The sequence below is a fragment of the Pantoea sp. E2023-21 genome (assembly GCF_051302795.1).
Lineage (GTDB): Bacteria > Pseudomonadota > Gammaproteobacteria > Enterobacterales > Enterobacteriaceae > Pantoea > Pantoea ludwigii_A.
Map to the genome: position 1 here is coordinate 462,853 of NZ_CP195345.1, position 24,888 is coordinate 487,740.

Annotated in this window: 19 protein-coding genes; 11 read left to right on the forward strand and 8 right to left on the reverse strand. The window is 54.7% G+C overall.

The window, feature by feature from the left end; translation table 11 throughout:
- Positions 1 to 448: 448 nt before the first annotated feature.
- The 6 genes from ACRQ84_RS21175 to ACRQ84_RS21200 all read left to right on the forward strand — a co-directional run bounded on the left by ACRQ84_RS21175 (position 449) and on the right by ACRQ84_RS21200 (position 6,587).
- Positions 449 to 1,477, forward strand: a complete 1,029-nt coding sequence (locus ACRQ84_RS21175; protein WP_483817993.1) for a LacI family DNA-binding transcriptional regulator — start codon at positions 449 to 451, stop codon at positions 1,475 to 1,477.
- A 371-nt stretch (positions 1,478 to 1,848) separates the two neighbouring features.
- Complete coding sequence (locus ACRQ84_RS21180; RefSeq protein WP_176972170.1) at positions 1,849 to 2,595, forward strand: ATP-binding cassette domain-containing protein; 747 nt, start codon at positions 1,849 to 1,851, stop codon at positions 2,593 to 2,595.
- 18 nt (positions 2,596 to 2,613) lie between these two features.
- On the forward strand, positions 2,614 to 3,615 hold the full coding sequence (locus ACRQ84_RS21185) for an ABC transporter permease (protein ID WP_179452746.1): 1,002 nt from the start codon (positions 2,614 to 2,616) through the stop codon (positions 3,613 to 3,615).
- 3 nt (positions 3,616 to 3,618) lie between these two features.
- The gene (locus ACRQ84_RS21190; protein ID WP_483817994.1) at positions 3,619 to 4,698 is read left to right on the forward strand and encodes a phosphotriesterase family protein; all 1,080 of its coding nucleotides are present in this window, start codon (positions 3,619 to 3,621) and stop codon (positions 4,696 to 4,698) included.
- A gap of 12 nt (positions 4,699 to 4,710) precedes the next feature.
- The gene (locus ACRQ84_RS21195; protein ID WP_483817995.1) at positions 4,711 to 5,466 is read left to right on the forward strand and encodes a glutamine amidotransferase; all 756 of its coding nucleotides are present in this window, start codon (positions 4,711 to 4,713) and stop codon (positions 5,464 to 5,466) included.
- On the forward strand, positions 5,466 to 6,587 hold the full coding sequence (locus ACRQ84_RS21200) for a M20 family metallopeptidase (RefSeq protein ID WP_483817996.1): 1,122 nt from the start codon (positions 5,466 to 5,468) through the stop codon (positions 6,585 to 6,587). The genes ACRQ84_RS21195 and ACRQ84_RS21200 overlap by 1 nt, the downstream gene beginning before the upstream one ends.
- 31 nt (positions 6,588 to 6,618) lie before the next feature.
- On the opposite strand, the gene fhuE is transcribed toward ACRQ84_RS21200, so the two are convergent.
- Positions 6,619 to 8,814 (reverse strand): ferric-rhodotorulic acid/ferric-coprogen receptor FhuE, encoded by a 2,196-nt coding sequence (gene fhuE, locus ACRQ84_RS21205; RefSeq protein WP_483817997.1) that lies wholly within the window; start codon positions 8,812 to 8,814, stop codon positions 6,619 to 6,621.
- A gap of 575 nt (positions 8,815 to 9,389) precedes the next feature.
- Between fhuE and ACRQ84_RS21210 the strand changes: the two genes are divergently transcribed.
- Positions 9,390 to 9,791, forward strand: a complete 402-nt coding sequence (locus ACRQ84_RS21210) for an H-NS family histone-like protein (RefSeq protein ID WP_064740174.1) — start codon at positions 9,390 to 9,392, stop codon at positions 9,789 to 9,791.
- A gap of 65 nt (positions 9,792 to 9,856) precedes the next feature.
- Here the strand turns inward: ACRQ84_RS21210 and ACRQ84_RS21215 are convergent, their stop codons facing one another.
- The 4 genes from ACRQ84_RS21215 to ACRQ84_RS21230 form a co-directional block, all read right to left on the reverse strand.
- Complete coding sequence (locus ACRQ84_RS21215; RefSeq protein ID WP_483817998.1) at positions 9,857 to 10,717, reverse strand: 5'-methylthioadenosine/S-adenosylhomocysteine nucleosidase; 861 nt, start codon at positions 10,715 to 10,717, stop codon at positions 9,857 to 9,859.
- A gap of 141 nt (positions 10,718 to 10,858) precedes the next feature.
- Positions 10,859 to 12,058 (reverse strand): aminotransferase class I/II-fold pyridoxal phosphate-dependent enzyme, encoded by a 1,200-nt coding sequence (locus tag ACRQ84_RS21220; RefSeq protein WP_483817999.1) that lies wholly within the window; start codon positions 12,056 to 12,058, stop codon positions 10,859 to 10,861.
- A gap of 18 nt (positions 12,059 to 12,076) precedes the next feature.
- A complete protein-coding gene (locus tag ACRQ84_RS21225) occupies positions 12,077 to 13,378 on the reverse strand; it encodes an LLM class flavin-dependent oxidoreductase (RefSeq protein WP_064740176.1) in 1,302 nt (433 codons plus the stop codon).
- 33 nt (positions 13,379 to 13,411) lie between these two features.
- Positions 13,412 to 14,482, reverse strand: a complete 1,071-nt coding sequence (locus ACRQ84_RS21230; RefSeq protein ID WP_483818000.1) for an iron-containing alcohol dehydrogenase family protein — start codon at positions 14,480 to 14,482, stop codon at positions 13,412 to 13,414.
- Positions 14,483 to 14,812: 330 nt separating this feature from the next.
- Here ACRQ84_RS21230 and ACRQ84_RS21235 point away from each other — a divergent pair, with 330 nt between their 5' ends.
- Genes ACRQ84_RS21235 through ACRQ84_RS21245 form a run of 3 tightly spaced genes read left to right on the forward strand, consistent with a single transcriptional unit; the run spans position 14,813 to position 17,810 of the window.
- Positions 14,813 to 15,358, forward strand: coding sequence for a GNAT family N-acetyltransferase (locus ACRQ84_RS21235; RefSeq protein WP_064740178.1), 546 nt, complete (start codon positions 14,813 to 14,815; stop codon positions 15,356 to 15,358).
- Positions 15,355 to 16,497: an amidohydrolase gene (locus tag ACRQ84_RS21240; RefSeq protein ID WP_064740179.1), complete on the forward strand. Its 1,143-nt coding sequence runs from the start codon at positions 15,355 to 15,357 to the stop codon at positions 16,495 to 16,497. The genes ACRQ84_RS21235 and ACRQ84_RS21240 overlap by 4 nt, the downstream gene beginning before the upstream one ends.
- Entirely contained in the window at positions 16,497 to 17,810 is a 1,314-nt protein-coding gene (locus ACRQ84_RS21245) for an MmgE/PrpD family protein (protein ID WP_483818001.1), read from the forward strand. The genes ACRQ84_RS21240 and ACRQ84_RS21245 overlap by 1 nt, the downstream gene beginning before the upstream one ends.
- On the opposite strand, the gene ACRQ84_RS21250 is transcribed toward ACRQ84_RS21245, so the two are convergent.
- Complete coding sequence (locus ACRQ84_RS21250) at positions 17,807 to 18,031, reverse strand: hypothetical protein (protein ID WP_008103158.1); 225 nt, start codon at positions 18,029 to 18,031, stop codon at positions 17,807 to 17,809. The two genes, ACRQ84_RS21245 and ACRQ84_RS21250, sit on opposite strands and share 4 nt — an antisense overlap.
- Before the next feature lie 114 nt (positions 18,032 to 18,145).
- The gene (locus ACRQ84_RS21255; protein ID WP_255438391.1) at positions 18,146 to 18,268 is read right to left on the reverse strand and encodes a hypothetical protein; all 123 of its coding nucleotides are present in this window, start codon (positions 18,266 to 18,268) and stop codon (positions 18,146 to 18,148) included.
- Between the two features lie 424 nt (positions 18,269 to 18,692).
- On the opposite strand from ACRQ84_RS21255, the gene ACRQ84_RS21260 reads away from it, so the two are divergent.
- A complete protein-coding gene (locus ACRQ84_RS21260; RefSeq protein ID WP_483818002.1) occupies positions 18,693 to 22,403 on the forward strand; it encodes an NAD(P)-binding protein in 3,711 nt (1,236 codons plus the stop codon).
- A 102-nt stretch (positions 22,404 to 22,505) separates the two neighbouring features.
- Here ACRQ84_RS21260 and ACRQ84_RS21265 read toward each other — a convergent pair whose 3' ends face one another.
- A complete protein-coding gene (locus ACRQ84_RS21265; RefSeq protein WP_483818003.1) occupies positions 22,506 to 24,791 on the reverse strand; it encodes a molybdopterin-dependent oxidoreductase in 2,286 nt (761 codons plus the stop codon).
- Positions 24,792 to 24,888 lie beyond the last annotated feature (97 nt).

Sequence of the window (24,888 nt, forward strand, 5' to 3'; positions counted from 1 at the left end):
TTTTGGCGGGCAAATATCGATGGCGAGATGTACACACGGCAACGTAGCCGTGTTTTTACAACGACCTGCTTAAGTTTTTTTCGGTAACCCATCCGTTAGGAATACCTGGTGAAATAACTTAAGTCGGTTTGGGAATGGATTCCCGGTAATGCGGTAAACTGTGCATACAATTCGCTGAGTGACTTTTTTTGTCAAGTGTTTATTTACGCGCCAGTGAATACAGGAAAGCGCTGTATCAGCTGTGCTTATGTGTGTTACAGATATTGCGGCGCTTAGTGAGGTCGCCATTTTTGGCGCAATGCTTGTCAGTTACTTCAATAACCGAGCGCACACATTGTAGCGGCGCAATTCATTGCGCGATAAATCGCGCCGCTACGGAATGTGCGGTGTTTTGATACGGCGCTTAAGTGAACGGTATTACCCCATTTTTGGCGACCAATAACTCAATATGGCGAGGACTATGAATACCAAACGCGTGCTGTTATCCGACGTGGCACAGTTAGCCGGGCTTTCCAAAGCCACGGTCTCTCGCTATATGAATCACAGCATTGTATTGCCGCAGGAGACGATTGATCGCATCGAAGCAGCGATACGTCAGCTCGATTATCGCGGCAACAGCCTGGCGCGGCGCCTGAGCAAAGGCGGCAGCGAAACCCTCGGCCTGGTGCTACCCGATATCACCAACTCCTTCTTTGCTGAACTGGCCGATGCCGCAGAAGAAGCGGCGTCAGCGCGGGGTTACAGTTTGGTGCTGTGCATCACCCGCAACAATCCCGACAAAGAAGCGCAGTTCATTCGCTGGCTGGATACACGTCAGGTTGATGGTCTGCTGTTCACCACCAACCGCCCCGATAACGGCCTGTTGCGTAAAGAGATCCAGCGCCATCAGCATATTGTGTTACTCGATGAAGACATTCCCGGCAGCAGCGTGCCAAAAGTGTTTGCCGACAACGTGCAAGGTGGGCGTATCGCCACGGAACACCTCATCGCCGCCGGACATCGTCATATTGCGTTTATCGGTGGCCCGGAACAGTTAATGAGTGTGCGCGAACGTTATCTCGGCTTCTGCACTGCAATGAAGCAAGCCGGTTTGGCGATACCGGACGAATGGGTGATGTACGGCAACTACGCACGCGAGTTCGGCCAGCAGGCCTTGCAGCACCTGTTTAGCCAGTCGCCACGCCCTTCAGCGGTATTTGCGGCCAGTGATTATTTGGTGCTGGGATTGCTGGATGGTTTACGCGCCAGTGGATTACAGGCACCAGATGCCCTTTCACTGGTTGGCTTTGATGACGCCAACTATACCGACCTGACGCAGCCGCGTATCTCGACCATCCGCCAGCCCGCACGGCAACTGGGTTATACCGCAGTGGACATCATGCTGCGCCTGCTCAATAACGACACCACTATCCCGCTGGAAACGCGCCTGCCCGTTGAGTGGGTGGGACGCGATTCAATCCAGATTTGCCTTAGCTGACCCACAATGGCGCAAAATTGCACAACATTGGCGCAAATGTTGATCAATGCAGTGACGTCAAACGGCGCGAGGTAAACCGGTTTACTAAACATTAAATTATTAACCTGCTGAATTTGAATCAGTTTTACCCTAGCTAAACTGACTACATTCTAACCTGGCACAGAAGCTGCAACGTTCCCAGCGGCAAACAAATATCGTTGTAACCTATTGCTCTGTGAGTTCGGATAATAATTTATCTGACAGGTAAACCGGTTTACTAGACTGTAAATCGTGTCAGATAAGGCATTTTTCGCGCTAACAGAGCCTGTTCCCGGCAACCGATTGGGAGTGTTCAGATGCTGCAGCCACACGCTACCTCAGCGCGGGTAGAGATGATTAACATCACCAAAACTTACGGTTCAATACGGTCCCTGCGCGGCGTCAATCTGCAATTGGCGCCGGGCGAAGTACTGGGCTTAGTCGGCGATAACGGCGCGGGTAAATCGACGTTAACCAAAGTGCTCTCTGGCGCGGTAGTGCCCACCAGCGGCACCATTCGCATTGATGGAGAACAACAGCACTTTACTAATCCGGCCGATTCGCGCCGCTGTCACATCGAAATGGTCTATCAGGATTTGTCGCTGTGCGACACCGTAGACGTCGCAGGAAATCTGTTTATGGGTCGCGAGCCCATGAAAAGCGTGCTCGGTATTCCTTTTCTCGATCAAGCCAAAATGCACGCTGAGGCGCGCGAGATGCTGAAAGGCTTAGGCATTTCAATTCCGGATACGCGTTTACTGGTGCGCAATTTGTCTGGCGGACAACGTCAGGCGATTGCAATTGCGCGTGCCGCCGCGTTCGAGCCCAAGGTGCTGATCATGGATGAACCGACTGCCGCATTAGCGGTAGCGGAAGTCGAAGCGGTGCTGGAACTGATCCGCCGTGTCTCGGCACGTGGAGTCAGCGTCATCCTCATCACCCATCGCCTGCAGGATCTGTTCCTGGTGTGTGATCGCATCATGGTGATGTACGAAGGCACCAATGTGGCGGATCGGCGCGTAGCGGATACCAGCCTGAGCGATATCGTTAATTTGATCGTGGGTGAGAAGTTTACCGCTCACTCAGCGGCGGCACACTGAGGTAACGGGATGAGCATCATGAATTTAAGCAGTTCGCGCATGATCCAGCATTCGCTACCGCGTCGCCTGCTGCACAACCATTCGGGCGTGGTGAGCATTGCGCTGTTTTTCATTTTTTGCTGCGTCGTGTTTTCACTGATCACCAGCAACTTTCTCTCCAGCACTAACTGGCTGAATATCATTCGCCAGAGCGCCCCACTGCTGATCGTCGCCACCGCGATGACGCTGGTGATCACCACCGGCGGCATTGATCTATCGGTGGGTTCGACGCTGGCGCTGGTGGGTGCGCTTTCGGCTATCGCGCTGAATAACTGGGGATTGCCGTGGCCGGTGGTGTTAATTGGCGGGCTGTTGCTGGGCGGATTGGTTGGCGCGATTAATGGCTTCTTTATCGCCTTTGAGGGGATTCCGGCGTTTATCGTCACCTTAGCCACTTTAGCCGTGGTGCGCGGTATCGCGCTGCTGGTCACTCAGGGTTACTCAATTCCGATCCCGGCTGACAGCCTGTTTACCTTTATGGGCCGCGCGTGGGTGCTGGGCATCCCGATGCCCGCACTGATCGGTATCGTGGTGCTGTTCGCCGGGCATATAGTGCTCAATCATATGCGGTTTGGCCGCTACGTGACGGCGATTGGTTCGAATGCCGAAGGCGCGCGCCGCAGCGGCATCAATACCAAAGCGGTCACCATGAAGGTCTACATTATCAGCGGCATGGCTGCGGCGCTGGCCGGGATGATCATTACCGCGCGTCTCGGTAGCGGTTCATCTAATCAGGGCGAAGGCTTTGAGTTGCAGGTGATCGCAGCTGTCGTTCTCGGTAGCACCAGCCTGTTTGGTGGCTTCGGCACCATTATCGGTACGCTACTGGGCGCGCTGTCGATAGCGATTATTCAGAACGGGCTGATCCTGTCGCACATCTCGCCGTTCTATACGCAAATCGCTACCGGCACCATCATCCTGCTAGCCATCTGGCTCAACACCCGCATTCTCAATCCCACCCGCGCGCCGGCAAAAGGATAGCTCATGAAAGGATCGATTTTTCGTCATGCGGATCCGTTACCGCTCGGCGTACGCAGTGGACAAGTGATGACAGTTTTGGGGCCGCTGCCGCTGAGCCAGATGGGCGTCACTTTAATGCACGAACACATTCTGCTGGATGCGTCCGGCAAATGGGTGCCGCCCTGCTGCTGCAGCGATCGTCATCTCGCTGAGATGCCGGTCAAAATGGAGAACCTCGGCGAACTCAACATGAATCCGTTGATGAGCCGCGACAACTGCCAGCTGTTTGACGTCGAGATGGCGATTGACGAGTTGATGAAGTACCGCGCATTGGGCGGCGAAACCATCGTCGATCCTACCAATATCGGCATTGGCCGCGATCCACAAGGCTTGCAACGCATCGCGCGTTTAACCGGACTCAACATCGTGATGGGTACCGGGCTGTATCTGGAACCGTCACATCCGGAATGGGTGAAGCGCATCAGCGTCGAGCAACTCGCTGAGAAGTTGATTTTTGACCTCGGCGGTGCAGCGGAAAAACCCGAGGTGATCGCCGGATTGATCGGCGAGATCGGCATCTCCAGCCGCTTTACCGCCGATGAAGAGAAGTCGCTGCGGGCTGCCGGGCGCGCCAGTGCGGCGACCGGCGTACCGATTCAGGTGCATCTACCGGGTTGGGAGCGTTTAGGTCACAACGTGCTGGATATTCTGCAGCAGGAAGGCGCCGATTTGCGTCATACCGTGCTGTGCCATATGAATCCCAGCTTTGCCGATAAAACCTATCAGCGTGAACTGGCCGACCGCGGCGTGTTCCTTGAATACGACATGATCGGCATGAGTTATTACTACGCCGATGAATCCGCGCAATCGCCTTCCGATGAAGAGAACGCGCGCGCCATCTGCGAACTGATCGATGACGGCTACATCCAGCAAATTTTGCTGTCGCAGGATGTGTTCCTGAAAACCATGCTGACCCGCTTTGGCGGTCACGGTTATGGCTACATCCTCAAACATTTTGTCCCGCGCCTCAAACGTCACGGTGTTAGCGGCGAACAACTCGAAACCTTAATGATTGCTAACCCGCAGCGCGTATTTGGCGGGTAAAAGGGAAATATTATGCAGAAACAAGTCTTGCTGGTGGGCGAATCCTGGACCAGCACCTCGAACCATATTAAAGGCTTTGACCAATTTTCCACCGCGACCTGGCACAGCGGTGCCAACGATTTTATCGCGGCGCTGAAGGATAGCGATTACGCCATTACCCACATGCCTGCGCATGCCGCCGCCACGGATTTCCCGCTGACGCTCGAAGGGCTGCAAAAATGGGATGTGATTATCCTGTCGGATATTGGCGCCAATACGCTGCTGCTGCATCCTGATACCTGGCTGAAAAGCCGTCGCACCGCCAACCGCTTGTCATTGATCCACGATTACGTTGCCGCCGGCGGCAGCCTGATGATGATCGGCGGCTACTTCAGTTTTCAGGGCATCAATGGCGGCGCGCGTTTCCGCAATACGCTGGTCGAGAAAGTATTGCCGGTGCGCTGCCTCGCCTGGGATGACCGCATCGAAACGCCGGAAGGTTCCACGCTGGAGATAACACAATCACACGCGCTGTTCGATGGTATCTCTGACGAATGGCCGTGGATGCTGGGCTACAACGAAGTGGAGATGCAGCCCGAAGGCACGCTGCTGGCGACCGTCGCCGGGACTTTGCATCCTTTATTAGCAGTGCGCGAATATCAGCAAGGCCGCTCGCTAGTGTGGACCAGCGATATGTCGGCGCACTGGTTGCCGGAAGAGTTTACCCAATGGCCTGGCTATCGCCAGCTGTGGATTAACTGCTTTGACTGGCTGACGGAGCGCGCCTGATGCAGCCGGCTTCACTCGCACTCGCCCAGCAACTGCTCGGCTTCGACACCATCAATCCGCCGGGCAACGAAGCCGCCTGTATGGCGTTTTTTGCCGCATGGCTGAGCGAGCAGGGTTTTGACGTGCAGCTATCATCGTTTGGCGAAGGTCGCAGCAATCTCGTGGCGCAGATGCGCGGTACTGCTCCGGGCAAACCGCTGGCGTTTACCGGACATATCGATACCGTGCCGCTCGGCAATCAGCCGTGGCAGCACGATCCTTTTGGTTCGGAGGTGGCCGACGATCGGCTGTATGGGCGTGGTTCGAGCGACATGAAAGCAGCCATCGCCGCGTTTGCCCTCGCCTGCATCCAGCAACAGCAGGCAATTCGTGCCGGACGCGGCGTGGTGTTGCTCATCACTGGCGGTGAAGAGACCGGCTGCGATGGCGCGCAGGCGCTGATTGAGGCGGGAACGTTGCCGGCGATTGGTGCGCTGATCGTTGGCGAACCCACGGCAAATTACCCGGTAATTGGTCACAAAGGCGCGCTGTGGTTACGCTGTGAGACGCGCGGCAAAACCGCGCATGGCGCAATGCCGGAATTGGGTATTAACGCCATTTATCTTGCCGCCGATGCGTTAGGTAAAATCCGCCACTTTTCTCCCGGCGCGCCGCATCCCTTAATGAAGCAGCCCACGCTCAACGTTGGCCGTATTCAGGGTGGCTTGAATATTAATTCGGTGCCGGATCGCACGGCGTTTGATGTTGATATCCGCAGCGCGCCCAACCTGCAACACGCCACTATTCGTCAGCAGTTAGGCGACTTGATGGGTGAAGCCGTACACATCACCACCTTAGTCGACCTGCCTGCGGTGTTGAGTTCAGAAGAGAACCTGTGGATTCAGTCGATCTACCGTCATTGTCAGGCGATGTTCGAGCAGCCATTACACGCGCGCGTGGTGCCCTATTTTACCGATGCATCCTTACTGCTGCCCGCGCTGGATCATCCGCCGTGTATTATTTTAGGTCCTGGCGAGCCGACGATGGCACATCAAACCGATGAGTATTGTCTGGTGAGCAAGCTGGGTGAAGCCGAGCAATTGTATGGTGAGATCATTGCCGAGTGGATGAGGATTTCGTAGGGTGCGCAATCCTGCGCACCCAGACCTTTCATCAGAAGCGATAAGTTGCCGAGACTGAGAAGTTACGCGGATCGCCGTACACGATGCCGCCGTTACTGACGTTGGTATCGTACTCTTTGTCGAACAGGTTGTTGATGTTCGCTTGCAGCGAGACGTTTTTGGTGACGTCATAGCGCGCGAACAGATCCACCACCGAGTAGCTGCCCTGACGAGCACGCCAGGTGCCTTCACCCTCTGGACCACCAATGTCGCCGTACGTTTTCGACTGCCAGGTCACGCCGCCACCCATGGTCAACTGATCCAGCATCGGCAAGCGATAGCTGGTGAAGAGATTGAATGAGGTGCGCGGCAATTGAGAGTTGTAGTTTTCGCCATCACGATCTTCAGCCACATAGCTGGTGCCGCCGAAGGTCATCTGCCAGTTATCAGTTACCGCACCGTTGATTTCAAACTCGACACCACGGCTGACTACACCACTTTTACCCACATAAATAGCATTGCCGGTTTCCGGGTTAGTTTGCCCGGTAGCCTCGCCAACGTTATCCAGTTCGGTACGGAATAACGAGATAGAGGTGGTCAGACGGCTGTTAAACCAGTCTGATTTCACGCCCGCTTCGTAGTTTTTGCCAATCACCGGCGCCAGGAATCCGCCCGAGGCATCCTGATAATCCTGCGGCTGGAACACTGACGTGTAACTGGCATACGCAGACCAGTTGTCGTAGAAGTCCCAAATCACGCCACCATACGGCGTGATGTTGTTCTTCTCCATCTCTTCGCTCAGCGTCTGACGATTCCAGTTGGTGTAGCGTGCGCCCAGAATCACATGCAGCGGATCGGCCAGCGAGAGGCGGGTTGCCAGATAAGCAGATTTCTGATGTACCCGTTGTGTATCTGACGCAGGTTCACGCGGATCCCAGTTGGATTCCGGGAAATCGCCGTTGTAGTTATTGAAGTTACCCAGCTCGGCGGATGAGATGTTTTCCCACGAACTGTAGTACTTGTTGTCCTGACGGCTGTAGTTAACGCCGATCATCAGCTCATGCTGACGGCCTAGCAATTCGTATGGGCCGCTGGCGAAGGCATCCACCGCATCCACTTTACGTTTACCGGTGTTGTAGCCCGTACCGCCGATAACCGGATAGCCGGCGTAAGAAGAAGAACCCGCACCGGTGGTTTTATCAAAGAAGCCATCGATATACAGCTGTTTGCTGTCGAGGAACATTTCGTTGTGCGTGCCGTTAAGCGTAATGTTCCAGCCGTTATCGAAATTCTGCTGCAGGTTAACAAAGACCTTTTTGTTTTCTTTGTTGTTGTAAGCCCAATCCGGTGCGGTGTTGTAACCCCGACGCGCTTTAATCTGCGAACCATCGGTATACCAGCGCGGTGAACCGCTCCACATTGGCGAATCGGTATTGACCTGCGAGAACTCGTAGCCCACCGACAATTTGGAGGAGTCGGTCAGATCAGCGTCAACCACGCCATAGACGAACTTTTTGTCTGCGCCGTAACGTTCGATAAAGCTGTTTTTATCTTCATAACCCGCGACCAAACGACCACGCACGTTGCCTTCTGGCGACAGCGGTGCGGAGAGATCCGCAACATAACGCTGCTTATTCCAGCTGCCATAGCTGGCGGAGACATCACCGGTGAACGTTTTGCTGTCGGCGTGCTTACGCACCATGTTGATCGAGGCGGATGGATTGCCTGGGCCAGTTAACAAACCGGTGGCACCGCGCACCACTTCTACGCGCTCATACAGCGCCATATCACTTTGCGCATCGCCCAGGTTCCAGCGTGATGCGAAGGCAGTGGGAATACCATCGACCATATAGTTGTCGATAATAAAACCGCGCGAATAGTAATTAGTACGGTCCATATCGGACGAGACGCCGTGAATGCCGGTGGTGTTCTTCAGCACGTCATTGAGCGATTGCAGCTGCTGATCTTGCATACGCTGCTTGCTTACGATCGAAACCGATTGCGGAATATCGCGCGCGGTGAGCGCCATTTTGGTACCGGCACGCGTCACCGGAACGCTGTAATCCTGTGCCGCCTGCTGTTCCTGTTCCGCAGTAGCGCTGGCATCAACGTTCAGTGTCTGTTCGGTTTGGCTGGTCTCTGCTGCCTGCGCGATACCCGACGCAACCAACATAGCCAGTAAAGAGAGACGCAATGCACGCTGAGGCACACTGCCGGGTTTCCTGACGCGCAAATCTTCGAAAGACATACGATTCCTCGATCAACTTATCGTTATTTTTTTGCGGCACCGCTGCTGACGTCTGAAAGAGGAACGACAGTAAGGAAGCCGTTAAGAAAGCAAATGAGAAATATACGCATTAAGATTTCCAATGCAAGAAATTGTTACCGGTTTACTGACACTTTTACACTTCAAGAAAAACCTTAATCTTCAACGAGTAATAGTTGAGAGGCGTTATTTTTAGGAGTATCCGCTTGGCATTTCCGGCAACTATGTGAAATTAAACGGATTCACCCTGTAGCGGCGCAATTTATTTCGCGTGAATTGCACATTGAATCGCGCCGCCACAGAATGTGCGGCGAAATAATGATGAACTTAACTAAACGGCATAAAACGTGGAGTACGTGCACATTTATTACTCGCATTGCTTTGCGTCATAAAAAAACGTCAAATAGTGTGAATAATCATCAAGTCAAATAAAGAAATACCTGATCTCATCCCTATTTTCCGGACAATTCTGTTGATAGTAGATTATTTTAATTTGGTGAAAAATCTCGTAGAATGCGCGGCTTCAAACCATTTATATAAGTAATAAGGATTTATTCATGAGCGATGCACTTAAAGCATTGAACAATCTTCGTACGCTGCGTGCTCATGCGCGTGATATTGAGGTCGCAGTATTAGAAGAGATGCTGGAAAAATTCGCCGTGGTAGTCGCCGAACGCCGTGAAGAAGTGGATGCAGAAACTGCAGCACAGCGAGAAAAAGAAGAAAAACTGGCGCTGTACAAAGAGATGCTGCTGAATGACGGCATCGATATTAATGACCTGGCGCAATTAAACCTGCAGGAAAGTAAACCAAAAGCGAAACGTGCGCCGCGTCCAGCTAAGTATAAGTTCATCGATGAACAGGGTAACGAAAAATTGTGGACCGGCCAGGGCCGCACGCCGTCACCGATTAAGGCTGCACTTGATGCCGGCGGTTCAATGGATGATTTCCTGATTTAATCGACACCATGCAGTACAGCGCATGAACGTAAAAAACGCAGCACATGTGCTGCGTTTTTTACTTATTACTTCTGAACGTTAATCTGTTTGATATACGCCTTTAAAACGTCGTAAACATAATCCTGGCAAGCGATACCGGTTTGCGCATCGTACTTACCGTTATTGGTGATGTTGTTGGATAACACACGGATACCGATAAACGGGATAGTAAACAGCGATGATATCTGTGCTGCAGACGCGGTCTCCATCTCCTCGACAGAGGTGCTGAAATTCTCATGGAAGAAGCGAATACGGTCTAACTCGCTATTCCACACATCCGCAGATCCAATCACGCCTTCCACTACTTTGCCTTTGGTGTAGGCCGGTATCGCCTGCTCGGCCGCTTTCATCAGCTGCGGATCGGCGGCAAACTGGCGGATGCTGTGGGCATTTTTATCTTCACCTGCGCTGCCTTTCGAGGCCAGTAGATCCATCGGTTTCCACTCAACGGAATTACTGCCTGCGCCTTGTAACTTGTGCGGCGTTTTAAACGCACCGAGGTTCACCGAATATTTGCCTACCACGATGTCATAAACATGTAATGCCGGATCGTGACCGCCCGCCGTGCCCTGATTAATGATGGCTTTGGGTTTAAATTCGACCGCAGCAATCGAGGTTGCTGCCGCCACATTCGACATGCCTTTTAATGTTTCAGAAACAATCACCGGATAACCGTCAACCGTGCCCTGCCAAAAACGCCATTCGCCAATCTGGCGCTGTTTAACGTTATCCAGTTTGGCAGCAAAATGTTCTGCTTCTACCGGCATCGCTCCCTGAATAATAATCGGTGCTGGAGACGTTTCTGTATTTGCCAGGGCGTGCAGCGGTGAGAATATAGCCACGCCGCTGATCAATGCGGTATTCAGATTCAACAATAGTTTAGGCATGAAATAATAACCGAAAATAATGAAAAAAATCATTATGCGCGATGACACGCGCGTTGGAAAGTTGTTAATTCATTGATGAAGTTATGGTGATAAGACGCCAGATAAATCTCAGGAAATATCTGACATCATTTAATAGCAGGATTATTTCAGCGCTGCACAGGCCTGCGCAATTCTGCGGCCCGCCTCACGCACCGTTTCAATATCGGTGGCAATCGACAAGCGGAAATAAGGCGATAAACCGTACGCGCTACCCGCCACACCAGATACACCGCTCTCCAGCAGATAATTCATCACATCTTGCTCGTTTTCGATCTTCTGACCATCGGGACGCGTTTTGCCCAGTAAACCTGCGCAGCGGCAGAAAATAAAGAACGCGCCGTCAGGATTCAACACTTCAATATCGTGCACCGGCATTAACAGCGCCATAATCGCATCACGGCGATCCTGATAAGCCGTGCGTTGCGGCGGCAGGAAGTCGAGTCCACCATTATACGCCGCCACCGCCGCGGCCTGGCTGATAGCGCTGGCACCGGAACTGTTTTGCGACTGCACCACCACCATCGCATCAATCAAAGCTTTGGGCCCGGCACCGAAGCCGATGCGCCAGCCGGTCATGGCGTAGGTTTTCGACACGCCGCCCACCAGCAGAATTCGATCGGCTAAATCCGGCGCGACGTGCAACAGGCTGACGTGTTCACGGCCATCAAACAGAATATGCTCGTAGAGCTCATCCAGCATGATCAGCACATTGGGATGATCGCGCAGCACCGCCGCCAGCGCGGTCAGTTCATCGGCGCGGTACACCATGCCAGAAGGGTTGCCGGGATTGTTCAACACCAGCCAGCGAGTTTTCGCCGTGATCGCCTGCGCCAGCTGCTGCGGCTGCAACTTATATTCCTGCTCCAGCGGGCATTCAAGCAATACCGCTTTACCGCCATTAAAACGCACGCTATCGGGAAAAGTCGGCCAATACGGTACCGGCACTATCACCTCATCGCCTTCATTCAGCGTGGCGGCAAAGGCATTGAAGATGATCTGCTTGGCACCGTTAGCGATGCAGATCTGCGCCAGTTCATAATCGAGCTGATTTTCATTTTTCAGCTTGGCCAGCACCGCCTTGCGCAGCGGCGTGGTGCCGTTGGTTGGCGTGTAACGCGTTTCACCGGCTTCCATTGCTGCCACCGCCGCCTGACGAACATGCGCGGGCGTATCAAAATCTGGCTCACCGGTGGTGAGATCGAGAATATCGACGCCCTGCTCTTTTAGCTGGCGCGTTAGTTGACGCGCCGCAGCATTGGCAGAGAGCGACACGGACTGCACACGCTTTGATAAGGTGACCATGTTGAACTCCTGAATAAGTTAAGCCACCGGTAAGCCAAGGTTTTCACGCAGCGTGGCGAACTCGTAGTCGTCACGGAACAGGCCGCGACGGCGCAGTTCAGGGATCACCAGCTCAACAAACAGATCCAGCTGCTCAGACATGATTGCTGGCATGATATTGAAACCATCCGCGCCGCCCTCTTTCATCCACAGCTCGAAATCGTCGGCAATATCTTCGGCGGTGCCGACAATCACGCGGTGTCCACGTGAACCAGCAGCCACTGCCGCCAGCTCACGCAGCGTCAGATTTTCACGCTTCGCCATGTCGGTCATCAGTTTGACGCGACTCTGGTTACCTTCACCCAGCGGTACTTCTGGCACCGGACCATCCAGCGGGAACTGGCTGAGATCCATGCTGAAACGCAGCGACAGCTGGCGCAGACCGTTTTCGATATCCACCAGCGTGTTGAGCTCTTTCCACAGTGCTTTGGCTTCTTCACGCGTGCGGCCAACAATCGGCATCACACCCGGCATAATGACCACGTGATCCGGATTACGACCGGCGGCAACCACCTGATCTTTCTGCGAACGATAGAAGGTTTGCGCTTCTTCGAGGCTGGCGGCGGCGGTAAAGATCACTTCCGCAGTTTCCGCCGCCAGTTTCTGGCCATCGGCGGATGAACCCGCTTCGATAATCACCGGACGACCTTGCGGCGAACGGGTGATGTTAAGCGGGCCTTGCACCTGGAAATGTTCGCCTTCGTGGTTAATCGGCTGAATTTTGTCATCAACAAAGTACGCGCCGGTTTCTTTGTTTGGCTGCACTGCGCCCTCTTCCCAGCCGGCCCACAGTTTTTCCGCCACTTCGAGGAACTCGCGCGCACGCGCATAACGCTCGGCGTGATTCGGCATATCGTTGCGGCTAAAGTTGCGTGCCACATCGGCAGAAAACGATGTCACCACGTTCCATGCGGCGCGACCACGGCTGATATGATCCAGCGAGGAGAAGCTGCGCGCCATCGTGAACGGATCGCTAAAGGTAGTGGATGCCGTGGCTGCCAGGCCAATGCGTGTGGTGTTCACCGCCAGCGCCGACAGCATGGTTAGCGGCTCGAGACGCGCCATAGTCGATGGCAGACGATACATGCTGGTGGCCAGCGCATCGCCGACGAAGAACAGATCGAATTTACCGGCTTCCGCTTTTTTGGCGATGGTGATCAGCCAGTCAATGTCGGTAGGATCGCCGAGTTTTTCCGTCAGACGCCAGCCGCTAACGTGTTGTCCTACCGGTTGTACGAAAAGGCCTAAGCGGATGCGGCGTTGTTGTTGTGAGTTAGCCATTAATTTGTCCTGGTCAATAAAAAGTGGTGCGTTTTAAAACGTGTTCTCGGTCGCCAGTAGCGCTTGTTCCAGCGCATCGGCTGAGATGCGGAAGGGCAGACGTTCAGCGCTGGCCGCCGGGAATTTGATGTGTTCCGCGATAGTGCGGATCGCCACGGCGCGGTTGCCGGTTAAGGGTGCTAGCGTTAAAGGCATATCGTACTCACGCAGGAGCGCCAGCAGATCGGCATCCGGCACGCCGTTATGTTCAATCAACGATTGCACCAGCAGGCTGTAACCCACCTTCTCGCCGTGCAGCCATTCGTGCAGTTCCGGCAGATGGGTGAGACGATTGTGGATGGCATGGGCAAAGCCCGGCGTCGGCAACACATCGCGTACGCTGTTGGCCAAACCGGCTAACACGATATTGGCATCGATGATTTTCACCAGCTCCGGCGTTACCTGCTGCTGTTGGTTAGCGGCAACAGCCGCTGCACCCAGCTCGCGATAGAGATCCAACGCGCGTTTGGCGGTCATCACTTTGAGATCCAGCGCCAGATCGTTGGGATTATTACGTTGATAAGGGTAGAACTCGTAGTATTTTGCCAGCGCATCAACGATGCCGGCTTTTAAATAACGCACATCGCTGCGTGCAATAATTTCGCTATCAACCAGCACCAAATCCGGCATTTTGCCCAGCGGCTGGCTGCGCACATGGCCACCCTGTTCATTGTAAATGATGGCGATGGGCGACCAGGCCGCGCAGGTGGCGGCCACCGTCGCGAAGTTAATCACTTTGAGATCGGGCAGCTGGCTGCCGACCGCTTTCGCCGCATCCAATACACGTCCGCCGCCCACCGCAAACAGCAGTTCAGCACCTTGTTGCACCACATTGTGCTTCAGGCTTTCGATGGCGCCGTCGGTACATTCGCCCGATAAATATTCAAGTTCCCAGCGAATACCGTTGGCCTCCAGGCTCTGCGTTAATTCCGGATTAACGGCCTGCCAGGCACGAGGAGAAGTAAAGATGCGAATATGCGAAGCGTAAGGTTTGATAAATTCACCGGCGCGCGCACGCAAACCGGATTCATGTGCGTATGCACGCGGAGATTTGATCGCTAACACGGCGTCACCCTGATTAAGAATAAGGCTATAACGGATTAAAATTAAGATAATTCAGAGGGTTAATACAGAATAGTTATAGCGCTATGTATTTTCTGCATACTACGGTAAATAACGATTTAAGCAATGCAAAACCGGCGATTTCATTTTCACAAATTCGCATTAGCTTAGTTATTTTTCACATATAGCGCGGTAAGGCTTTGCTGGTAATCTGATCTTTATGACTGCAAGCTCAATCCGCAGCGGCGCAATTTATTGCGCGATAAATCGCGCCGCTACGGATTGTGCATATTTTTTTATTCGCCGCCTATTGGCGGTTTTCCGGGGATGTCTATGTCACTTGAATTTCGTCAGGTTAGAGAAGACGAGGTGGAAACCTATCAGGCGCTCATGCATGCCGCGTATGCGCCCACGCTGGCACTGGGCATTAAGTTTGATGCCGCCACCGCCGATCGCGCGAAAACCCTGCGCCACCTGCAAAGCCACGGTGTTTATGCCCTTTATGCAGATGAGGTGATGGTCTCGTCCGTTACCGTGCGCTATCCGTGGGGACCGCTGCCCGGCCCCTTTGGCTTGCCACATATCGGCTGGTTCGGTGCGCATCCCGACTATCCCGGCAAGCAGTATGGCCGCCAGGTGCAGGATCGCCTCGAAGAAGACATTCTCTGGGGCAAATTACGCGCCCCCGCCGTTTCGCTTGGCACCGCCACCAGCCATCCGTGGCTGATTGACATGTACCAGAAGCGCGGTTTCCAATTGATGCACACCACCGATCTCGGCAAAGGCCACATTACCCAATATATGAAGAAAGTACTGGATGCAGCCGCCCATGATGCGTGGTTATCACGCCAGGCGGCGCAACAAGGAGTAAACGCATGAGTCAATCACTCGACACCTTAGGCGAACAGCTGATCGCTTTCCGCCACGAACTGCACCGTTTTCCCGAGCTCTCCAATGAAGAGTTTGAAACCACCGCACGTATTCGCCAGCAGTTAGAGCAACACCACATTCGCGTGCTGGATCTGCCGCTCAAAACGGGCTTAGTCGCTGAAATCGGACCGGAAACAGGTCCGCTGATGGTGTTACGCTCTGATATCGACGCGCTGCCGATTGAAGAGCAGTCAGACGTTACGTTCCGCTCTGAACGTCCTGGCGTGATGCACGCCTGCGGCCACGATTTCCACAGTTCAGCGGCGCTGGGCGCGGCGATTCTGTTGAAACAGCAAGAAGAGACACTGCCAGGCCGCGTGCGCATTCTGTTTCAGGCCGCTGAAGAGACCGGCCAGGGCGCGCCCGACGTGATCGCCACTGGCGCGCTGAATGACGCGGTGGCGATCTTCGGTATCCATAACGATCCGTCACTGCCGCCGGGCGTGATTGGCAGTAAAGCCGGTCCGCTAACTGCGGCGGTCGATCGCTTTGATATCAGCATCACCGGTATGGGTAGCCACGCCGCTAAGCCACATCAGGGCAACGATCCGATTGTGATCGCCGCGCAAATTGTCTCGGCAGCGCAAACGTTAATCAGCCGCAATGCGCCCTCCGGCGACAACGCAGTGGTATCGATTACGCAGATTCACAGCGGCAGTACGTGGAACGTCATTCCAGACAGCGCCTGGCTGGAAGGCACGGTGCGCTCGTTTTCACAGGAGACGCGCGAACGTCTTGAGCAGCGCTTCCGTGAAATCGTGCAAGGCATCGGCGCAGCCTTTGCCGCCGAGGTGAAATTCAACTGGCATGCAGGTCCGCCCTCCGTGGTGAATGATGCGCATTGGGCGGATTTTGCCTTGCAGCAGGCCAGCGCAAGCGGCTTTGAGGCGCGCGTGGTCGAAGCCAGCCCGATTGGCGAGGACTTCGCGTTCTATCAGCAACAGCTGCCGGGTGCGTTCATGATGATCGGCACGGGCGAGCCCTATGCGCTGCACCATCCGGCCTTCCGCATCAATGATGATGTGCTGCTGCCCACGTCGCGCTACCTCGCTAATTTGGCGGTCGCGGCCTTGAAGAGCGTGAGCTGATGAACCTGACTGCCGCGCTGGCTGAGCGCATTGTTCACAGCAAACCGGATGCCGCCGCACGCGACGCGGCGCGCACAGGCGTGCGTGATTTTCTCGCCGTCAGCTGGCCGGTGCTGCAAGGCCAGGTGCCGGACAGCGGTTTACCGGCGCTGCGCAGCGTGTACGGCGACGGCAGTGCGCGATCCAATGCGTTGCTGCTGGGTTATGCCAGTCACGCGCTGGATTACGATGATTTTCATGCGGATTTTCGCGGTCACCCCAGCGTGGTGATCTTGCCCGCGCTGTTTGCCTGGCAGCAACAGCAGCCTTCTGAGCGGGACCATTTCCTTGATGCCTATGCGATTGGCGTGGAAGTCGCCGGACGTTTAGGCCTCGCCGTTAGCCAGCAGCATTACGCATTAGGCAATCACAACACCGCGACGCTTGGCACAGTTGCCGCCGCCGCCGCGCTGGCGCGTTTGCTGGCTTTGGATGTGACCGCCACCGCGACGCTGCTCGGCATTGCCACTACCCAGGCCAGCGGTTTGCGTGCGCAGTTTGGTTCGGCAGTGAAGCCGTTGCACGCTGGCTTTGCCGCAGAACGTGCGGTAACCGCGGCACAGCTAACGTTGGCAGGTTTTGAGGGTAAACAGGATGGCGTGATTGATGCGTTCATCTCTGCCACCAGCAACGGCCAGGCGCAGCCAGAAAAGCTGGTTGAGAACTGGGGGCAACCGTGGCGCATTGTCTCGCCAGGTCTTGAGTTCAAACCGTTCCCCACCTGCGCCGGTACGCACAGCGCCGCGGAAGCCACGCGCATTTTGCGCAATGAATGGCTGGCGAGCGGTAAATCCCTGGCGTCGTTGCTGGAAAGTATTCGCGATATTAGCGTGGCGTTTCCGCCCGGCGGCGATATAGCCGCCTCGGTGCGCGTGCCGACTAATGGCATTGAAGCACGTTTCAGTCTGGAATACGTGATTGCCGCGATGCTGATTTACGGCGATTTACGCTTGCAGGATTTTGCGGAGGGCGAGTTAAATCAAGAAGTGATGCCGCTGGCGGCCAAAGTATGTCGCGCCCCGGATAGTACTGCGCCGCCGGATGCGATTAATCCAGCGCTGCGTTTTCATCTGGTAACGATCACGCTGCGAGATGGCTCACAGTTGCAGCATCGCCGCACACGTCAGCAATCGCTGGCCGATGCGGTCGATGTCGCAGGCAAACTGCGTGCGGCGTTGCAGCAGGAATCTCCGCAACGCCAGCACCAGCTGCTCACCAGTAGCGAACTGGTTAATACCACACATTTGATGGCATTAACTCAGCTGCTACATTAAAGCGTTTCGACGGGCTCAAGCGCATCCTGAATGGCATCGGCCAGATTTGCGATCTCATTGGCAACCGCCTGCAAATCCCACGATGCCTTTGATCCGCTGGCAGAGGTTGAGGCGCTCACTGACTCTTTTGCCACCGCTAACGCTGCAGCAACCGCAACGGTACGCTTATGCTGCTCAACTGTGACGCCAATCGCTGGCTGTGTGAAATAGTCGTTGACCATCGTATCTCTCCCTCAAGTGCTAAAAAAATAAATGAATTCAGGAGAGGTATTATGGGGCAATTACAGCAGAGTGCTATCTAAATAGTGAGCCGCCACTGGCGGCTCACGCCATTTTCAGATTTTAGGTTGCTGATCTTCTGGGAATTCAGTATCGCGGGGTAAATCATCATCTTCGTCGGGTAATGGTTCATCATCACCTGGCAGGGGAATTACATCATCATCTGGACGCTCTGACATAGGTACCTCCGTAAACCCGAAATGGGTTAATTAAATTGTAGTAATAAAATAAATTTAAAAGCACCCTTCTCTCCATTATGTGAGTTAAGCGTAAGAATTAATTTAACTATATCACTTAAAGACTCACCTGCCGCTTCACTTATTTAACCAGAACTCACGCTGTGCTTATTTTCTTTTCAGCTCAGTCATTTGCGTTAAGCCAAAGCGTGGTTATAATTTTAATTGGTTTTTCCAAAAAATGTGTCGTTTAGATACGCAGTCTAACGATCGGTAAATGACCGCACATATCGTAGCAGCGAGATGTATCGCGCAATAAATTGCGCCGCCACGAGATGTGCGCAGATAAATATTTATGCGTACCACTTAATTAATAAATTAAATTCTCTCACTTTTTATTTCCTGAATTCTATTCCGGGGGAACACCATGCCGCCATTTTCCAGCTTTTGGCAAGCCGGTTATGAGGGAGCAGATCATATCAATCCCTGCGGGGAACGGCTTTCAATGAATGCGTTGACCGACCATTTATCACAATACCATACCGATTATGCCGCGCTGCAGCAGTTCGGAATTACATCGGCCCGCGAAAGTATTGGCTGGCGACTGGCGGAAATGGAACCGCAAGCCACGCTCGAAAGTTTAAAAAAGCGCATGAATGCCGCGCGCTCATTTGGTGTGCAAATTAACTGGACCTTTTGCCATTACGGCTGGCCGGACGACTTAACCTTATTTTCCAGCGAATTTGTGCCGCGCTTCGCCGCATTTTGTCAGCGCATGGCGCTATTTCTCGCTGAATATTATGAAGACGCACCCATATATTCGCCGATGAATGAAATCTCGTTTATGGCATGGGGAATATCTGTCGGCCTGTTTGGCAATAATGCGCATAACGATCCCGACGAAATTAAACGCCAGCTCATTCGCGCCACGCTGGCGGGCTGCGCCGCGATTCGCTGTGTCGATCCGCGCGCACGCTTTCTGCATTGTGACCCGATTATTCATGTGGTGCCGGATGAAGACAGCGAGGCGTGTCGGCAGCGCACCCGCGAGATCAACGCGTCACAATATCAGGCGTGGGACATGATTGCCGGTCTGCGCGAGCCGGAACTCGGCGGTAAACCACACTATCTCGACGTGGTGGGTGCCAATTATTACCACAGTAACCAGTGGTTTGCCTGGTCTGGTGGTCTGTTGGACTGGCATCTCGGAGATAAGCGCCGCGTGCCGCTGCATCCGTTGCTGACGCAGTTAACCCAGCGCTATCAGCGGCCGATTTTGCTGGCTGAAACCAGCCATGTCGGCAGCGGACGCGCCGCCTGGATTGCTCAGGTCACTGCCGATGTCGCGCAGGCACAGCTTAGCGGCTGTGATATTCGCGGCATATGCCTTTATCCGATTATCGATCGCCCACTTTGGGAGGATCTCCAGCACTGGCCACGCAGCGGCTTGTGGGATGTAGATCCCCACAAAAAGCGCCAGCTGAACCCGGTTTATGCCGCGTCATTACTGCAATCACAACGCGTATTAGCCCGTTTCCAGGGTCTTATCACCGTGGCCAACCGGCCAGAGGAAAGCGTCATGAAACAATCCGTATTAGTGGTATTCAGTCATCTACGTTGGGGATTTGTTTTTCAACGTCCGCAGCATTTGTTGTCGCGCCTCGCACAGTTCCACCGCATCGTGTTTATTGAAGAGCCGATTTATCAGCCCGGTGAAGCGGCGTTACGCCAATATCAACCAGCACCCAATGTGACGGTGATCGAGCCGCATACCGATGTGGCTGCACCCGGTTTCCATGACAGCCAAATCGCCGTGCTGCAACCGCTGCTGGCCGAACTGCTTGATGACGATGAAACGCCGCTGGTGTGGTTTTACACACCGATGGCGCTGCCGCTACTGGCCTGTTTCACCCCAAGTGCCATTATTTATGACTGCATGGATGAGCTCTCTGCCTTCAACCAGGCTCCACGTCAGTTACAACAACGTGAATCCGCGCTGTTAAGCCGCGCAGACATTGTGTTCACCGGCGGCACCAGCCTGTATGAAGCGAAAAAACATCGCCATCCGCAGGTTTACTGCTGCCCAAGCAGCGTAGATGCCGCGCATTTTGAGCAGGCGCTGGACCGGACTAACAGCCATCCGCTGCAGGAAAACATGCCGAAACCGCGCCTGGGCTATTACGGTGTGATTGATGAGCGCCTCGATTTAACGCTGATTGCCGCGCTGGCAGATGCACATCCTGACTGGCAGATTGTGATGGTCGGTCCGGTAGTGAAAATTGACGTCGCCAGCTTGCCGCAGCGCAGCAATCTGCACTGGTTTGGTCAGCAGCCTTACGCCGCCTTGCCGCATTTTCTCGCCGGTTGGGACGTGTGCCTGATGCCCTTCGCGTTAAATTCATCTACGCGCTTTATTAGCCCAACCAAAGTGCTGGAATACATGGCGGCGCAGCTGCCGATCGTTAGCACGGCAATTGCCGATGTAACACGTCATTATGCCGAGGTGGTGAGCATCGCCGATTCACAGCAGGATTTTATTCAGGCCTGCGAAGCGGCGCTCAACATGCCGGTAGAAACCCGTTATCAATTGGCGAAAAACATGGCAGCACGCGTCGCCGAGACTTCATGGGATCGCACCGCTGAAGAGATGCAAGCGCACATCGTGGCGCTGATGAAACACCCGACTTCCCCTGCCGAAGTGGCCGCCGCCGCCCCGCCAGCGCTGGCGCATAACACCATTGAGTGCCTGATCCTGGGTGCCGGCCCCACCGGATTGAGTGCCGGATATCATTACGGTGCAGGTGCAGTGGTGCTGGAGAAGAATGCCAGCGTAGGCGGCTGGTGCCGTTCTGTCGAGGATCAGGGATTCACTTTCGATCACGCCGGCCACATCATGTTTTCTAACGATCCTTACGTGTTGCGCCTGTACGACATTCTGCTGGGCGACAATCAGCACTGGCAAACGCGTGAAGCCTGGGTTTACAGCCATGATGTTTACACCCGCTATCCGTTCCAGTCGGCGCTGCATGGTTTGCCTGCCGAGGTGATTGGCGAATGCGTGTTGGGTGCGATTGAAGCGCGCTATGAGTCGGCTCCTGTGCTGCAAGCCGTCGCCACAGAAGCGCGGCATGACTGCTGCGCTGATGGTGCCATCCCGGATGGTGAAAGCCTGGCCTGTCAGCCGGAGAGTGAAGATTTCGAAAGCTTTATTTTCCGCACCTGGGGTAAAGGCATCGCCCGACATTTTGCCCTGCCCTATAACCAAAAACTGTGGAAAACGCCGCTGGCAAATATGGAAACCTCATGGCTCGGCGGACGCGTACCCTTGCCAGATTTAGAGCAAATCATTTCTGGCGCACTGGCACCGCTGGATAAACCTGTCGGCCCCAATGCACGCTTTGGTTATCCGCTGCGCGGCGGTTTTCAGGCGTTGATGGAAGGATTCCTGCCACATCTGGCTTGCTCGCTGGAGATGGAGGCGAGCGTCAATGAGATTCAGCCGCTGCAACGACGCGTACTGTTGAGTGATGGCCGACAATTCCACTATGACCAAATGATCAGCACCTTGCCGCTGCCGGAACTGGTGCGATTGATGGGCAACTTTGCGCCGGAAGCGGTACAAAAATCGGCAAAACAGTTGCGGCATATCTCGGTACGCTGCGTCAATCTGGGCATTGGCCGCGCGGCCATCAGCGATAAGCACTGGATTTACTATCCTGGTAACACGCTGTTCCACCGCATCTTTTTACAAGGTAACGCCAGTCCACACTGTAATCCTGCAGGCGGTTTTGGCCTGACCTGCGAAATGACCTATCGCGATGATCAACCGCTGCCCTGTGAAGGCGACGCGTTGATTGAACGCTGTATCGCGGATTGTATTCGCGTGGGCATTATTAATGCCGATGATGCGATCGTTACCGCCAGCGAAGTGGATATGCCGTATGCCTACGTGGTGTACGACCATCAGCGCAGCGCCAATGTTGCGCTGATTCGTAGCTGGCTGGCGACGCAAGGTATACATCTTTCAGGACGTTACAGTGAGTGGGAATATTACAACTCAGATCACGCGTTTCTTGCCGGGAAACGTGCAGCGGAAACGGTCAAGGATTTGACGCATAACCAGAAAACCACCGCGTAATTAACGGTGCGCATCCCTGCGCACCCGACAAAAATTTCGCCAACTGACTGTACGGTCGCCATTGATGGCGACCGATTTACGTTGTCCCGCCGGACATCATGATCACTGTGGCGGCGTAAATGCCTGCACCGGCGTCAGTTCGCCACGGTATTTGCGCACCTGCACCACCGTGATTTGCCCGCTGCAGCCTTGTGCAAGTGATGAGGTGCCGATATCCAGCGTCAACACATTCGGATTGCCGTGACGGCACAGCGGACGTAGTGCGGTGGGATCAACCGGATCATACCAGGCGCCGGTCGGCAACTGCACCACGCCACGCATAATGGTTTCGGTCAGACGCGCACTGGCCAGCACATGACCGCGCGCGTTGTAGAGTTCGATAATGTCGCCATCGTGAATGCCTAATGACGCCGCATCAGCCGGATGCAAACTGCACACTTCGCGCCCATCCCGTTTGCCGCTCTGGCTGTAATCCCCGAAATCGAGCTGGCTGTGCAAACGCGTCGCTGGCTGATTGGCGATCAGCCAAAATGGATGATCGGGATTCGGTTTCTGCTGCGGTTCACGCCATACCGGATGACCCGGGCAGTTTTCGTAGTTAAAGCTGGCGATAGTGGCGGAGAAGATTTCGATTTTGCCGCTTGGCGTTGGCAACGGCGAGGTATCTGGATCGGCGCGGAAGGCGTTAATCATACGGCCGCCATCCTTCAGCTGCGGCAACGCCAGCACGCCTTCTTGCCAGAATTTATCAAACTCAGGAATCTCAACCTGATGCGCCGCCAGCTTTTGCTGCAGCTGGGCATAATGATGTTGCAACCAGCCGCGCGTATCACGTCCTTCAGTAAACGCCTCTTCGCGGCCTAAACGCCGCGCCAGCTCGGTGAAAATCGCGTAATCATCTTTGGCTTCGCCGAACGGTTCTGCCACCGGCTGCATGGCAAACAGGTGACGATCGGTTGGCGCGCCGCCAATGTCTTCACGTTCCAGCGTCATGGTGGCGGGCAAGACGATATCCGCATGACGCGCGCTGGCGGTCCAGGCAATTTCATGCACGATCAGCGTATCCAGCTGGCAGAATGCCTGCCGCAGGCGCGCCAAATCCTGATGATGATGGAACGGATTGCCGCCCGCCCAATATGCCAGACGGATATGCGGATAGGTTAACCGGCGACCATTGTAATCAAATGGCTTGCCGGGATTGAGCAGCATATCGGCGATACGCGCCACCGGAATCAGGCGATCGATGCCGTTTTTGCCCTGTTGCAGCGCCGGGAAACTCACCAGATTGTGATGTTTGCCGTAATGGCCGAGCGCGCCAAGTGCATAGGTATAACCGCCGCCCGGCAAGCCCGGTTGCCCAAGCGCTGCCGCCAGCACCAACCCTAGCCACACAGGCTGTTCACCGTGTTCGGCGCGCTGCAGGGCATGTGCTACCGTCACCAGCACGCGCTTGCCGTGCAGCTGGCGGGCAAAATCGTTAATAAATTCGGCGCTTACGCCGCAAATTGCTGCTGCCCACACTGCATCGCGCGGTGTGCCATCCTCTTCGCCACGAATGTAGGCCGCCATTTCTGGCCAACCCACGGTATAGCGCGCGAGGAAGGCTTCATCAGTCAACTGCTCGGCGATCAACACTGATAACACGCCAAGAATAAAGGCCGCGTCGGTGCCCGGTCGCAGCGCCAGCCATTCGCCCTGCGCTTCTTCAGGCAGATCGCTTTTCAACGGACTGACCGAAATGAAGCGCGTGCCGCGCTGCGCTGCCTGCTGCATAAAGCCGCGCTCGGTGTGTTCGCTTAAACCGCCGCTGGCGACCTGCGAGTTTTTCAGCGCCAAACCGCCAAATGCCAGCACGATTTCGCTGTGTTGGGCGATCTCTTCCCAGCTAACGCCGCGACGGGCAATTTCATTCATGTCGCCGACAATATGCGGCAACAGCACTGAAGCGGAGCCGGAACTGTAGCTATTGACCGAACGCACGTAGCCGCCGAGCGTGGTGTTGAGAAAACGATGCACCTGACTTTGCGCGTGGTGGAAACGTCCCGCGCTCGACCATCCGTAAGAGCCGCCGAAGATGCCTTCCGGACCATAATTGTCGCCGACGCGTTGCAGCTCACGCGTCACTAATGCGTAAGCTTCATCCCAGCTCACCGCCACGTACTCATCGTTACCGCGACGATCGTCTGGGCCAGGCCCATTCTCCAGCCAGCCACGACGCACCATCGGACGGGAAACGCGCGCCGGATGGTTTAATGCGGTGCGGAAGTTTTGCAGGAGCGGACTCGGATCGGGATCGCCCTTGAACGGTTCAATGGTGAGCCGATCGCCCTGTTGCTGGGCATGAAAAGCGCCCCAATGGGCGCTGTGCATTACCGGTTTTTGCGTCATCACTGTTCCTGGCATTCATTGAAATCCAATCACTGCAGATAGGGTAGCGGCGCAATTTATTGCGCAATGCCGCAGCGACGAATGAAATTAAAAACAG

Bases quoted from the DNA above. Each gene is read 5' to 3' on its own strand.
- ACRQ84_RS21260 (WP_483818002.1), top strand. From the start codon at position 18,693: ATGCCGCCATTTTCCAGCTTTTGGCAAGCCGGTTATGAGGGAGCAGAT.
- fhuE (WP_483817997.1), bottom strand. From the start codon at position 8,814: ATGTCTTTCGAAGATTTGCGCGTCAGGAAACCCGGCAGTGTGCCTCAG.
- ACRQ84_RS21220 (WP_483817999.1), bottom strand. From the start codon at position 12,058: ATGGTCACCTTATCAAAGCGTGTGCAGTCCGTGTCGCTCTCTGCCAAT.
- ACRQ84_RS21180 (WP_176972170.1), top strand. From the start codon at position 1,849: ATGATTAACATCACCAAAACTTACGGTTCAATACGGTCCCTGCGCGGC.
- ACRQ84_RS21200 (WP_483817996.1), top strand. From the start codon at position 5,466: ATGCAGCCGGCTTCACTCGCACTCGCCCAGCAACTGCTCGGCTTCGAC.
- ACRQ84_RS21245 (WP_483818001.1), top strand. From the start codon at position 16,497: ATGAACCTGACTGCCGCGCTGGCTGAGCGCATTGTTCACAGCAAACCG.
- ACRQ84_RS21235 (WP_064740178.1), top strand. From the start codon at position 14,813: ATGTCACTTGAATTTCGTCAGGTTAGAGAAGACGAGGTGGAAACCTAT.
- ACRQ84_RS21250 (WP_008103158.1), bottom strand. From the start codon at position 18,031: ATGGTCAACGACTATTTCACACAGCCAGCGATTGGCGTCACAGTTGAG.
- ACRQ84_RS21195 (WP_483817995.1), top strand. From the start codon at position 4,711: ATGCAGAAACAAGTCTTGCTGGTGGGCGAATCCTGGACCAGCACCTCG.
- ACRQ84_RS21185 (WP_179452746.1), top strand. From the start codon at position 2,614: ATGAATTTAAGCAGTTCGCGCATGATCCAGCATTCGCTACCGCGTCGC.
- ACRQ84_RS21240 (WP_064740179.1), top strand. From the start codon at position 15,355: ATGAGTCAATCACTCGACACCTTAGGCGAACAGCTGATCGCTTTCCGC.
- ACRQ84_RS21190 (WP_483817994.1), top strand. From the start codon at position 3,619: ATGAAAGGATCGATTTTTCGTCATGCGGATCCGTTACCGCTCGGCGTA.
- ACRQ84_RS21265 (WP_483818003.1), bottom strand. From the start codon at position 24,791: ATGACGCAAAAACCGGTAATGCACAGCGCCCATTGGGGCGCTTTTCAT.
- ACRQ84_RS21215 (WP_483817998.1), bottom strand. From the start codon at position 10,717: ATGCCTAAACTATTGTTGAATCTGAATACCGCATTGATCAGCGGCGTG.
- ACRQ84_RS21175 (WP_483817993.1), top strand. From the start codon at position 449: ATGGCGAGGACTATGAATACCAAACGCGTGCTGTTATCCGACGTGGCA.
- ACRQ84_RS21255 (WP_255438391.1), bottom strand. From the start codon at position 18,268: ATGTCAGAGCGTCCAGATGATGATGTAATTCCCCTGCCAGGTGATGAT.
- ACRQ84_RS21225 (WP_064740176.1), bottom strand. From the start codon at position 13,378: ATGGCTAACTCACAACAACAACGCCGCATCCGCTTAGGCCTTTTCGTA.
- ACRQ84_RS21210 (WP_064740174.1), top strand. From the start codon at position 9,390: ATGAGCGATGCACTTAAAGCATTGAACAATCTTCGTACGCTGCGTGCT.